The following is a 12154-nucleotide window of genomic DNA, read 5'->3' on the forward strand; positions in this document are numbered from 1 at the left end:
CTTTGAAGCGGAAGCCATCTATGCAACCCGGTAATCATACTACATCGTGCGCTTACTCAGGGTGGATAGAAACTCGTGGTTGCTCTGGGTTTTGGCCAGTTGCTGAATAAAGGCCTCCATCGCATCCTGTCCTTGCTGATCAGACAGCTGGGCAAACATGCGACGCATAGTGACGACAGCCTGGTAGGTTGGCTGATCGTAGAGTAGTTCCTCACGGCGAGTACCCGAGAGCGCGATATCGATGGCCGGGAAGAGGCGGCGCTCGGCCAGCTTGCGGCTCAAGACCAGCTCCATGTTTCCGGTTCCCTTGAGTTCCTCGTAGATCACATCGTCCATGCGGCTGCCGGTCTCGATCAAAGCTGTGGCGATAACCGTCAGGCTACCACCCTCTTCCAGCTTGCGGGCGGCGCCAAAGAAGCGCTTGGGCATAATCATGGCGCTGGGATCCAGACCGCCGGACAGGCTGCGGCCGCTCGACTCAACCGTCAGGTTGTAGGCACGCGAGAGGCGGGTCAGGCTATCGAGCAGGACCACCACATCTTTGCCCTCCTCAACCAGGCGCTTGGCACGTTCCAGCACCATCTCGGCCAGGTGCGTATGCACATAAGCGGGCTCATCAAATGTCGAGCTGATCACTTCGCCATTGACCAGCCGCTGCATGTCGGTCACCTCTTCCGGCCGCTCGCCAATCAGTGTAATCAACAGGTGCACGTTGGGATAGTTGGTGGAGATAGCGTTGGCGATCGCCATCAACAGCATCGTCTTACCAGCCTTAGGAGGAGCCACGACCAGGCCGCGCTGACCGCGTCCCATGGGAGAAACCAGATTGATCAAACGACCCGATAGATTGGAGGCGTTGCTTTCCAGATCGAACATCTGCTGTGGGAAGACCGGGGTCAGGGCATCAAAGCGTGGGCGTAGTCCCACCGCATCAGCGGGTCGACCATTGACCTGCTCCACGCGGAGCAAACCACCATACTGCTCACGGTCCTTCGGCGGGCGCACCTGTCCCGAAACATGGTCGCCCTGCCGCAAATTAAAGCGACGAATCTGAGAATGCGACACATAGATATCCTTTGGACCTGGTAGATAGCGATCCGGGCGCAGAAAGCCATAGCCATCCTCAACGATATCCAGCACGCCCTCACCTGGCACGGCCAGTTCCTGATCCGTGAGGGCCGTCGCCGGATGGCGCATCTCGATTGGTGGCTGTCGGTTCAACGTACGATCGAACGATTCAGTATTCGAATGTACAAATGAGTGCAGCGACTGCTGACGATCATCGGGATCGGGCATCGCATGCGTATTCATAACAGAGCGGGTGTTTTTCATAGAGTTGAGGGCACGATCTCCATTAATGGATCGCACCTTTCTCCTTTCGCTGACATGTATCTCTTATAGAAGAAAAGCAGGGAGTAAAATGGGTAAGGTAAATAGCGTCTCTTTTCCAGTGTGATAGGTAGCGTCATTCCTTTCCTACACGCTCAGGGTATGGGATGAAGTGACAGACATAGTGGGGACGAAACGGATATCGCATATCCATTGGGCCAACTGAACTTGTCTAGAATAGTGGATAGGTTGGGAAGAATTCGGATTTCACTATTATAAACAAGGGGGGTAGACATGATATTCCCACTTTGTACTGCAACATTTTGTTTCCAGGCAGGGCGCCCATTGTTACTTCATATCACCATTGATCGTCACAATAATCTTCTAGCAATAGGAAATTTCAGATCTAGCGATCTGTATCATATGAAAGGAAAGATAGATGAACGAACAGAGCTATACAGCGGAAAAATTGCATGAGACCGCCCGCGAGAATGCCGTTGCCTTCGCGCTGCTATCGCTAGCCTATCTCAAGAAGCAGGGGCAGGCGCCCGAGGATTTCGTGACCATGGCGGGTAATCGCCTGGCGCAGAGCTGGCAGGCGCTCGGAAATGGCGGGGCCCGCGAATTCGCCCAGGCCATCGCCCTGAATATCACCTCCCTTGGCGGCAAACTGCAGGCACTCGAAGGGGACGAGCAGCGGGCCAAAGCCATCTTCCACGACTGGGTCTCGCATGAACAGGCCAGCACCTTTGGCCTCTCCGAGGAAGAGAAAGATGCCTGGTGGAGCGTATTCGAACCCATCGCCACCTCGATGAACTACCACTACAGCTGGCAACGCGACGGCGACACCATCCAGGTCTACCTCACGCGCACCGCCCAGACATCATAAATTCGGCCCTCGCGCCCAATACATACATGAAAAAAGCAATAAGACCATCGCTCTGATGGTCTTATTGCTTTTTTCATGTACACCCCTCCTCTTCCTGCCCAGGCCATTTAAAAGTCTTTTCTTGCCGCCTTCGGCGGCGGTGGGGGAGAAGGGAGTGAGCGGGGACACCCCGCACCCCGCAAGGGGCTAGCCGCCCCTTGACCCCGCTATTCGCTACTTTTAAATAGCCCTGCTTCCTGCCTTCAACCGCTTGACAATCTCCATTTCTTAGGGTAAGCTTCTTTTAGTTCGTTGCAATTATGCGGATAATCGCATAATTGCATTATTGAAGGCATAGAAGAAAGCAGGATGAAATGGATTTCACGTCCGAGCGCAATACGGGTAAGATTCATGTTGCATGGGAGCCGGTTAGTAATGCCCTCAATAGCTTTGCGCTATTGCATCAGAGCACACAGTTGCCGGGTCTAAGCCCATGGGTAGAACAGACGGCTTCTCAACTGACAGACGAACAGCTTCAGATCAATCGTCTGCTCTTTATAGCGCTGCGGGATGCATTGACGCCGCAGCGCGATGAGCCCAATTTTCCATCGTATCTACACAATCTGGGAGAGCTGAACGCGTATGTGCTGCGCAAGCGCATTCTGGAGCCGCTGCGCCGCCGCTTCTCACAGCGGACAGCGGCCTCGCCACCGCACACGAAATATCTGATTACCGATGTCGATACCTACCTGGACACGGTACGCAAGACGTATGGTGAAGACGATTTCGATGCGGGGCTACAGCGCCAGGCCCACCAGCTCCTGCAAGATCCACAGGAGATGCAGCGCACCATCCTCGCCCACCTGGAGACGCTATGGAAAACAACGTTCGCCCAGGAATGGAAGCGCGTCCAGAACATGCTTCGCTGGCAGAGCGAGATGTTCACCAACAGCCTGCGGCAGGAAGCCACGTTGGAAGAGACGATCTATGAGTTCACCGGTCGCCATCTGCCCGCAGAGATATCGCGGGCCGTGGCCGGTGCTGAAGAGATCATCCTGATCCCATCATGGCATACGGGTCGGCGCATGACCGTCTGGAGCGGAGCCGAGTGGATTGAGGGTGAATGGGGTGGCAAGGAGGTCGCGCGCATCTTCTTTAGCGAGCCGCCCAACTACGACGTGGCGCAGCAGCGTGATACAATCATGTCGCGGCCAGAGCTGCAGGCCCGGCTCGGTGCTCTGGCGGACGAAACACGCCTGAGCATCATCGAACTGCTGACGCACCGCAGCGAACTGCATGCCCAGGAGATCATTGCCGCCCTCGATCTCAGCCAGTCCAGCGTCTCGCGTCATCTTAAGCAACTGGTCAGCATGAAATATCTCTACGAGCGCCGGGGAGAAGGAGCGAACAAGACCTATCGGCTCAGCTCGTACTACCTGGCACGCACAGCCCAGGCCGTCCAGCAACTTTCAGAAGAAGGAGATATGCCATCAGCGGACCGTCTGCCAGAGAGGGCTTACAGTCAGGAGCTCAAACGCTTCGTCGATCGCTCTGGACGGCTCACCACCTGGCCGCCAGCTAAACAGGGAGACAAGCTGCTCATCCTGGAATACCTGGCCAGCTTCTTTGAAAAGGGACGTATGTACAGCGAAAAAGAGGTGAATGCGCTGCTGTTGGAACACACCACCATCAAAGATGCGGCCGCCCTCCGGCGCGGTCTCTATGAGTATCGCTTTATGAATCGTCAGCCCAACGGCTCACAATACTGGCTCATCGAGGGTGCCTGACTCTCGTCATTGTAGGGGCACATGAGTGCCCCCACACGCGCGGCCGCGTGGCGGCCGCGCTGTTTGTAAGAAGTTGAAGCAATAACACAGGTGGGTGCGGATGCACCCACCTGTGTTATTGCTTCAACTTCTTACTGAAATGTAAAAGATAGCTTACTCGGGCGCTACCAGCACCTTCTGTGCTTCTTTGTCGGCGGTGGTCAGCGGTTGACTTTTACTCACGCGCAGACTGACGAGGTACAGCAGCAGGGATAGCAGGACAAAGGCGGAGCCGATCCAGCCAAGCTGGGTGACCGGGACCACGCGCAAGGCCAGACCACCCACCACCGCTCCACCGGCGATACCCAGGTAGAAGGCCGAGTTGTTGAGGGCCAGAATGACGTTGGCATGTTCAGGTGCGACGCTTAACAGACGGTGCTGCTGCGGGATAAAGAGCTGAGAGATCCCCAGTCCGAGGAAGAAAAGCATCACCACGCCGGCGATAACAGTGGAGATAATCAGCGAGAGCAGGGCCTCAATAATCACCAGAGCCACCAGGTAAAGGACCAGCAGGCGACGGGTCCCGAAGCGGTCCGCCATCATGCCACCTGACCAGTTCCCGACCACGACTCCCACACCGTAAGCGACCAGTAAGCCGCTGATATCGCTAATGTGTAGATTATGCAGTAGCAAGATCGCAATATAGGTGTAGACGGTGTACCCACCGATATTCCACAACAAAGATGGCAGAAGAGCCATCACCACGCGTGGTTGCGTGATAGGCGCCAGGCGCGTCTTCAGCGGAAGAGGTTCGGACGCGGCGACCTCAGGCAGGCCACAGGTGAGCAAGGCCAGGACCGCGATGCCGGCCAGCAACGCGACCAGTGCGAACGACATACGCCAGCCAAAGTGCTCACCGACCCACGTTCCCAGAGGAGAGCCCAGGGCGGTCGCCACCGTAAGCCCGATCACCACCAGCGCTAGCGCCTGGCCGCGCTTTGCTGGCGGCGCCAGTGAGATACCAACCGTATAGGCCAGGGGCGCATATGTAGCGGCGAAACAGCCGGCCAGCACGCGTGTCAGCAATAGCGGCAGAAATGAGGGAGACAGGGCGGAAGCTACATTGGCCAGGAAGAACAGACCTAGCGATCCAACCAGGACTCGTGTGGGTCGCCAGCGCCCAGCAAACGCCGCGAACAAAGGAGCGCCCAGACCATAGGTCAACGAAAAGACCGTCACCAGTTGCCCGGCCACGCTCTCGGTTACACCGGTCTCTTTCGCAATCGTTGGTAGAACGCCGGCCACCACAAAAGCATCCGTGCCCAGCGCGAACATTCCCAACGCCAGCAAAAGAATGCGCGGATTAATACGTTGTGTCCCCTGCGGCTCCGGTGTCGAAGACTGTTGTAGCGTTTGTGACATGTAAATATAACTCCTTTCCATCTGCTGTAACAAAAATTGTTACAGCAGCTCTCAAAAAAAAAGAACATCAATAAAATTGCCCCAGGCGTGCCGATGTAACAAAAACAATTACATCGCATAGCAAAAATGAAGGTCCCGCATGCGAGTGAATTACCGCTCAGCCAGCAAGACCTGCAATCTTTGTTTTACGTCTGCGGCAATCCCGGCTGAATTTCCGTCGGGGCTTCAGCGTTCTGCCGCCGCCTGAACTCCGCTGTATGCGCCAGGGTATCGTGCAGGATATCGGCGATAGTTGTACGCGCCATCTCCTGTTCCATGGTATCCTGAATGTGCTCGTAGACATTTTCAAGGGTAGAAATGATGCCACATCCAACCCGGCAACGCTGATCGGGGGGCGTATGGTGCAGCGAAAACAAGGTGCCTGGATCGACCGCGCGATAGACCTCCAGCAGTGTAATCTCCTCAGGTCGGCGCGCCAGCTTCCAGCCAGCATTGCTGCCGCGCTGAACGCGTACCAGGTGCTGCTTCTCCATTAAACCCAGCAACCCGCGCAAAACCACGGGATTCGCCTTGACACTATACGCAATACGCTCTGAAGGAGCATAGTCGTACTCCTCACCGAACTCGGCCATCCAGACCAGGGTATGGACGGCTAACGATAGACGACTATTCGCACTCATCGCGGCCTCCTTCATCTCTTCAAATGCTCATGTATGCATTGTAACTAACTTTGTTACATTCGATGTAAGCATTATAATTACATCCGTGCCTGTTTGTCAAGAGCCGGGATATAGGGATAAAATAATCTTTCCCTGGTGGTTTCCATGTGGGGTAATATGGGAACGATAACGTGTTTCTGTAAACGTGGATGCGCGGGCACGGGGCCGCTTTGCGGCCAAGCCAGGGCAAGCCTGGCACCTACGGGTACATGGATGTATGCATGAAAGGAGTTTGGATATGGCGAGGGTTTGTCCACAATGTGGCGCGTGGTGTGAGGAGGAGCCGATTGATTTCACGGTGCCGGCCGTGATCTGTCCCCATTGTCGGTACGGGGAGCCGTTTTTGCGTCTGCCGCTGTTTGTGATTACGGGCGCGAGCGGCACGGGGAAGACGACGCTGGCACAGCATCTGCCGTCACACTTACCCGAGTGCGTGACGCTAGATACCGATATTCTATGGGGGGTGCTCCCGGCGACGGCCGAAAAAGATTACATCGATTATCAGGACCGCTGGCTCTTCCTGGCGAAACATATCGCGCAGAATGGACGGCCGGTCGTGCTCTGTGGCACCACGATGCCCGAGCGCATCATGGGCAGCCCTGAACATCGCTACTTCTCGGCCATCCATATCCTGGCGCTGGTCTGCGACGATGACGTGCTGGTGCGGCGGCTCAAGCAGCGTCCCGCCTGGCGCGGCTGCAACGATGAAGAAACGCAGCATAGGATGATAGAGTTTAATCGCTGGCATAAAGAGCACGCAGCCAAAACCGAGCCGCCCATGACACTGTACGATACAAGTAGAGTCACTCTGGAACAGACACTTGCGGAGACACGGCAATGGATATACGAAAGAATTCCTACCACCGAATAGTCCTATAAGAGTTGCTAAAGATGGCGGAAATTCGTGTAGAAGACACATGCGGAGATATATGTTTCCCTGTATGCGCTGAATAGACAAATAGCGTCAGCGTATGTCTTAGTCACTGTGATAGAGAGAAAACGAGTATCTATGCAATTACGTATCCCTGGTCTACGCATTTATTTACGCGATTGGCAACTGACAGATTTAGAGCGATATCGTTCCTGGATGGTCCCCAGGCAACGCTGGAAAGAGCTGGACAGCCCCTACTATGCGCTCCCTTCACAAGAGAAGATAGAAGTCCATGTAGAACAGATGCGCGCGCAAATCACCAGCAATAGCTATCCCACCATTCGTTCGGTACTGGTCATCAGCGACCGGGACACAGACGAATTTCGGGGTATCGTTTCCTGGAACTGGGAAAGCGCGGAGACGCACTGGCCCACCGTCGGCATCGTTATCTTTGATCCCGCTTACTGGAATCAGGGGCTGGGCTTTGAAGCCCTGGGACTGTGGTGCGACTACCTCTTCTACACACTCCCAACCATCGCCCGCCTCGATCTACGCACGTGGTCTGGCAACAAAGGTATGATGAGGCTGGCCGAAAAGCTGGGCTATCAACTGGAGGCCCGCTTTCGCAAGGCGCGCACCGTCAATGGTGTCTACTACGATGGGCTGGGCTACGGCACCCTGCGCGAAGAGTGGGCCGCCCGCTATCCCAGAGGCTTCATGGACTATCTGCGGCAACAACAACAGCAGGACACCACTTACAGGCCCGCCAGTTGAGCAACAACCGGATAATGGTCGCTGGGGTAAAGCGGTGGTTGGGCCGTACGCACAATCTCACAGGTCACAGGGTGGATCTCACGGGCCGGATCGCGCAGCAGGATCCAATCCATGCGCAAAATGTCATCCCCACGCCTCTCTCCTGACGAGGACGGCTTGCTCCAGTTAAAACCATGGAAGGTATTGGTCTGCCTGCTATCTTCGTGTCCCGTCTCCAGGAAACTATCGATAAAGCCGTGTTGCAACCATAAACGATGGGGAGGCGAGGCGGGGTCACAGTTAAAGTCCCCTGTTACCAGTACAGGTAATGCACCATCATGGGTAATATCCCGCAGCTTCTGAATAATCAAAGCGCTCCCGGCCAGCCGCGCCTGCGCGGAAACGTGGTCCAGGTGGGTATTGAGATGAATAAATTCGCGACCATTATCCAGCATGCGAAAATGGACCCAGGTGGCGGTGCGCATGCAGGCCGTCTCCCAGCTCCCAGAAAGCACCTCCGGCGTCTCACTGAGCCAGAAGCCGCCAGCGTCCAACTTTTCCAGCACATCGGGCTTCCAGAAGATAGATGTATATTGATGCGGATCTTCGGCATTGGCTGAGGGGCCAATCTCATAAGCGTAGGAGGAGAGTCGCTGCCGATAGACCTCCAGGTTGCCAGCCTGGACCTCCTGAAAACCGATCACGGCCGGATCAGCCGCCTGGATGGTCTGCACGTTTAAGGAGGCGCGCTGCGGCCAGACATTGGGTCCATCCGTATTTAACGCGCCACGAATATTAAACGTCATTACCGTTAACATAAAAACCACCTCTTTGCATTCTCGTGATGGGGATCTCTACACACAGGCAAACAAGTAGGTGGACTACATGCGGGGCGCGGAGGTACGTGGGAAGAGGCGCTGCCTGAGCGTGCGCGTTAAAGGGCTGGTCAGCAGAAGGACAAAGAGAACGATCTCAATCTTCTCCATCATGCGTGCGAAATCCCCCGCGCTCCCAATCAACCAGAGCGGCGTTTGCCAGCACACGATGAGTAGGATGATAGCTGCGCCCAGCAAGAGATGCCAGCCCCATAAGAAGACTTTGCGCTCTATGCCACGTTCGGCCAGCGAAAACAGCGTCCTGGAGGTCTCCTTCTGTTCAGCCATCAAAAATCCCCTTATTCAAAACCATGCATCTACAAAACCGTACTAAGCAGTATATCATATAGGTTCAGACTTATATAGAATATGGCAGACTGACATCGTATTGGGGCACGTGAGCGCGCCCGCACAGGCGTCCACCTGGAGTTTTGTGTTATGGTGCAACAGGGGCGCAGTTGCGCCCCTGTTGCACCATAACACAATGGAGGTCAGCACTGCAGAAACGTACTACAGCGCTGGTGTCCGTCTTTTTTTGCAAAGAGAACAAAAGGCAACAAAAAAATGAATGGCACCCGCTGTATCCTGGTGGCGCGTCTGAACGTGCTTCACCAGAGAGGGCAAACAAAAGAAGATGATTTTTTGTAGGAGTCAGAGGCATGCTGCATAAAAAAGCGAAGCGTACAACTGGGAACGAGTCAAAGCAATTGTTGAATCCGGTGTATAGCCGCATCCCATTGGATCGGCCCATTCCACGCAATGAGATGCCCGAAGAGGAGATGCTGCCACAAACGGCCTACCAGATCGTGAGCGATGAGCTGATTCTGGATGGCAATGCCCGTCAGAACCTGGCCACCTTTGTCACCAACTGGATGGAGCCGGAGGCGCGGCAGCTCATGGCCGATACCTTTGATAAAAACATGATCGACAAAGACGAGTATCCCCAGACGGCCGAGCTGGAGCGCCGCTGCGTCAATATTCTGGCTAATCTCTGGCATGCCAAAGACGAAAAAGAGACGATTGGCTGCTCAACTATCGGTTCCAGCGAAGCCTGTATGCTGGCCGGCATGGCCTTAAAGTGGAAGTGGCGGGAACGCCAGCGTGCCGCCGGAAAGTCAATCGAGCGTCCCAACCTGGTTATGGGCATCAACATTCAGATCTGCTGGGAAAAATTCTGCCGCTACTGGGATGTCGAGCCTCGACTGGTCCCCATGGAGCCGGGACGGTATCACCTGACCGCTGAAGAGGCGGTCAAGCTATGTGACGAAAACACCATCGGCGTCGTGGCTATTATGGGAAGCACAATGGATGGTAGCTACGAACCAATTGAGGCTATCAGTCAGGCATTGGATCGTCTGCAGAGCGAGCGGGGACTGGACATCCCGCTTCACGTGGACGCTGCTAGCGGCGGACTGGTCGCGCCATTTATCCAGCCTGATATCGTGTGGGACTTCCGGCTGCCGCGCGTCAAGTCCATCAACACATCGGGACACAAATATGGCCTGGTCTATCCGGGCGTCGGCTGGGTGGTCTGGCATAACCATAGTGACCTGCCGCAGGAGCTGATCTTCTCGGTAAATTACCTGGGAGGGCAGACACCAACCTTTGCCCTCAACTTCTCGCGTCCCGGTAGTCAGATCGTGGCCCAGTATTATAATTTCGTACGACTCGGCAAAGAAGGCTATCGGCGCATACAGCAGGCCTGCCAGGATACGGCCCGTTACCTATCGGGAGAGATCGCCCGCCTGGGACCATTTCAACTCCTCAGCGATGGTAGCGACCTGCCGGTATTCGCCTTTACCTTAAAGGAAAAGACCAACTTTACCGTGTTCGATTTATCGCAGCGTCTGCGGGATCGCGGCTGGATCGTTCCCGCCTATACCTATCCAAAAAATCTGGAGGACCTGGCCGTAATGCGCATCGTGGTGAAGGATGGCTTCAGTCAGGATATGGCGAATCTGCTGCTCAACGATCTGAAACGCCACCTGAACTACTATGCGGCACACCCTGAGAGCAAGCATGACGGTGGCACACCGGGTTTCAGTCATGGGGCCAGTCACGAAGAAAAGTCAGTCAATAAGGGAAAGTGAGTAAGAGCGATGCGTATCATGATTGTCACCGATCAGTATCCGCCCATGGTAGGAGGGGTCCCCAATGTGGCCCATGGCCTGGCCGTTGATTTCACCCAGCGAGGGCACCAGGTCTGGGTGGTCGCGCCCAGTTATGGAACGCGGGATGTCCAGCGCACAGAGGAAGGGGTACAGGTCTCACGCTTTTCCTCGTTCGAATGGCCAACCTATAAGGATCTGCGCATCCCCCTGCTTCCATTCGGACCGATCCACAAGCTACTCAAGCAGAGCGATCCGGATGTCATTCATGTGCATTCGCCGATCGTGCTGGGCAACATCGCCCATATTCTGGCCCCAGGCCTGCACAAACCGCTCATCGCCACCAACCACTATCTGCCCAACAACATGCTCAGCCGCTCAGTCCTGACAGATCCGGTCCTGGGCAAGCCGCTCAGCGCGCTGATCTACTCCTACCTCGTCTACTTCTACAATCGCTGCGACTACGTCACCTCTCCCACCCGGACCGCGCTGGATCTCTTGAGTGATCATGGGCTGCACGCACCCAGTAAAGTCATCTCGAACGGTATCGACCTTAAGAGCTACACACCGGGGGCAAAGGACTCGGAAGTGATTCGCCGCCTGGGCCTGCCAGAAGATCGGCCATTGATCATCCATGTGAATCGCTTGAGCGAAGAGAAACGCATCGATGTCCTGTTGGACGCCATGGCCAGACTGCGTACGCCGGCCCACCTGGCTCTGACCAGCACAGGTCCAGCCGAGGCAGCCCTGCGCGCGCAGGTTGAACAGCTCAAGATACAGGATCGTGTCAGCTTCCTGGGCTTCGTACGGGACGAGGACCTGATCCCCTTGCGCCGCTCGGCGCAGCTCTTTGTGATTCCGTCCGAGGCCGACCTGCAGAGCCTGGCCATGATGGAAGCGATGGCCTGTGGCCTGCCGTCGGTCGCCGCCAACTCCTATGCCCTGCCGGAACTGGTCCACCACAATCAGAATGGCTTCCTCTTCGAGCCGGGCAACAGCGACGAAATGGCCGCCTACATGGACAGAATACTGCAGGACCCCGAGCTGCAACAGAGCATGGGGACCGAAAGCCTGAATATCATCGCCGCCCATGATAAAGACAATGTTTTGGATCAGTGGGAAGAGCTCTACACACAGCTGGCGACCGAGTTCGCTGAAGCCCAGCGGTTGCGCCAGCGCGCTCATGCTTCCTCAATCGCGCCATAACCCATAAGGGGTTACTTAGGAGTTAGTGCAATATTCGGGATGGGGGCGAATGCCCCCATCCCGAATATTGCACTAACTCCTTTATTTTATTTATTTAAGCGTATATTGATATAATAATGATAAATTTGTGAAAATTGAATATCAAATGTATAATTACTATATGGAAGACATAAGCGTAGTTTTTATGATTTTATCTATGCATTACGTAAGTAAGCGGCAATTAGCATACCAGCCAGT

At 55.2% G+C, this 12154-nt stretch carries 11 protein-coding genes; 6 read left to right on the top strand and 5 right to left on the bottom strand.

Features of this window, described 5'->3' with window-relative positions:
• Nucleotides 1–39: 39 nt before the first annotated feature.
• A complete protein-coding gene (gene rho, locus KTT_RS27400) occupies nucleotides 40–1368 on the bottom strand; it encodes a transcription termination factor Rho (protein ID WP_235845889.1) in 1329 nt (442 codons plus the stop codon).
• Between the two features lie 400 nt (nucleotides 1369–1768).
• Between rho and KTT_RS27405 the strand changes: the two genes are divergently transcribed.
• Both KTT_RS27405 and KTT_RS27410 read left to right on the top strand, forming a co-directional pair.
• Nucleotides 1769–2218, top strand: coding sequence for a hypothetical protein (locus tag KTT_RS27405; RefSeq protein ID WP_126600832.1), 450 nt, complete (start codon nucleotides 1769–1771; stop codon nucleotides 2216–2218).
• Between the two features lie 353 nt (nucleotides 2219–2571).
• Nucleotides 2572–3984 carry a DUF2087 domain-containing protein gene (locus KTT_RS27410; protein ID WP_126600834.1) on the top strand — a complete coding sequence of 471 codons (1413 nt, stop codon included), beginning with the start codon at nucleotides 2572–2574 and terminating at the stop codon, nucleotides 3982–3984.
• A 153-nt stretch (nucleotides 3985–4137) separates the two neighbouring features.
• On the opposite strand, the gene KTT_RS27415 is transcribed toward KTT_RS27410, so the two are convergent.
• Complete coding sequence (locus KTT_RS27415; RefSeq protein ID WP_160146168.1) at nucleotides 4138–5385, bottom strand: MFS transporter; 1248 nt, start codon at nucleotides 5383–5385, stop codon at nucleotides 4138–4140.
• Between the two features lie 185 nt (nucleotides 5386–5570).
• Nucleotides 5571–6065: an Rrf2 family transcriptional regulator gene (locus KTT_RS27420; protein WP_126600838.1), complete on the bottom strand. Its 495-nt coding sequence runs from the start codon at nucleotides 6063–6065 to the stop codon at nucleotides 5571–5573.
• A 277-nt stretch (nucleotides 6066–6342) separates the two neighbouring features.
• Between KTT_RS27420 and KTT_RS27425 the strand changes: the two genes are divergently transcribed.
• Nucleotides 6343–6975, top strand: coding sequence for a P-loop nucleotide/nucleoside kinase family protein (locus tag KTT_RS27425; RefSeq protein ID WP_160146169.1), 633 nt, complete (start codon nucleotides 6343–6345; stop codon nucleotides 6973–6975).
• Nucleotides 6976–7113: 138 nt separating this feature from the next.
• The gene (locus KTT_RS27430) at nucleotides 7114–7749 is read left to right on the top strand and encodes a GNAT family N-acetyltransferase (protein ID WP_126600842.1); all 636 of its coding nucleotides are present in this window, start codon (nucleotides 7114–7116) and stop codon (nucleotides 7747–7749) included.
• Here the strand turns inward: KTT_RS27430 and KTT_RS27435 are convergent.
• A complete protein-coding gene (locus tag KTT_RS27435; protein WP_126600844.1) occupies nucleotides 7731–8546 on the bottom strand; it encodes an endonuclease/exonuclease/phosphatase family protein in 816 nt (271 codons plus the stop codon). The two genes, KTT_RS27430 and KTT_RS27435, sit on opposite strands and share 19 nt — an antisense overlap.
• A gap of 63 nt (nucleotides 8547–8609) precedes the next feature.
• A complete protein-coding gene (locus KTT_RS27440) occupies nucleotides 8610–8891 on the bottom strand; it encodes a hypothetical protein (RefSeq protein WP_126600846.1) in 282 nt (93 codons plus the stop codon).
• Between the two features lie 371 nt (nucleotides 8892–9262).
• Between KTT_RS27440 and gad the strand changes: the two genes are divergently transcribed.
• Entirely contained in the window at nucleotides 9263–10693 is a 1431-nt protein-coding gene (gene gad, locus KTT_RS27445) for a glutamate decarboxylase (protein WP_126600848.1), read from the top strand.
• 9 nt (nucleotides 10694–10702) lie between these two features.
• Nucleotides 10703–11917 (top strand): glycosyltransferase, encoded by a 1215-nt coding sequence (locus KTT_RS27450; RefSeq protein ID WP_126600850.1) that lies wholly within the window; start codon nucleotides 10703–10705, stop codon nucleotides 11915–11917.
• Nucleotides 11918–12154 lie beyond the last annotated feature (237 nt).

This window comes from Dictyobacter aurantiacus (assembly GCF_003967515.1).
Taxonomy (GTDB): Bacteria; Chloroflexota; Ktedonobacteria; order Ktedonobacterales; family Ktedonobacteraceae; genus Dictyobacter; species Dictyobacter aurantiacus.

What these genes read in the sequence shown, in the direction of transcription:
- KTT_RS27405 (WP_126600832.1), top strand. Translation starts at nt 1,769, where the DNA reads ATGAACGAACAGAGCTATACAGCGGAAAAATTGCATGAGACCGCCCGC.
- KTT_RS27410 (WP_126600834.1), top strand. Translation starts at nt 2,572, where the DNA reads ATGGATTTCACGTCCGAGCGCAATACGGGTAAGATTCATGTTGCATGG.
- KTT_RS27415 (WP_160146168.1), bottom strand. Translation starts at nt 5,385, where the DNA reads ATGTCACAAACGCTACAACAGTCTTCGACACCGGAGCCGCAGGGGACA.
- KTT_RS27420 (WP_126600838.1), bottom strand. Translation starts at nt 6,065, where the DNA reads ATGAGTGCGAATAGTCGTCTATCGTTAGCCGTCCATACCCTGGTCTGG.
- KTT_RS27425 (WP_160146169.1), top strand. Translation starts at nt 6,343, where the DNA reads ATGGCGAGGGTTTGTCCACAATGTGGCGCGTGGTGTGAGGAGGAGCCG.
- KTT_RS27430 (WP_126600842.1), top strand. Translation starts at nt 7,114, where the DNA reads ATGCAATTACGTATCCCTGGTCTACGCATTTATTTACGCGATTGGCAA.
- KTT_RS27435 (WP_126600844.1), bottom strand. Translation starts at nt 8,546, where the DNA reads ATGTTAACGGTAATGACGTTTAATATTCGTGGCGCGTTAAATACGGAT.
- KTT_RS27440 (WP_126600846.1), bottom strand. Translation starts at nt 8,891, where the DNA reads ATGGCTGAACAGAAGGAGACCTCCAGGACGCTGTTTTCGCTGGCCGAA.
- gad (WP_126600848.1), top strand. Translation starts at nt 9,263, where the DNA reads ATGCTGCATAAAAAAGCGAAGCGTACAACTGGGAACGAGTCAAAGCAA.
- KTT_RS27450 (WP_126600850.1), top strand. Translation starts at nt 10,703, where the DNA reads ATGCGTATCATGATTGTCACCGATCAGTATCCGCCCATGGTAGGAGGG.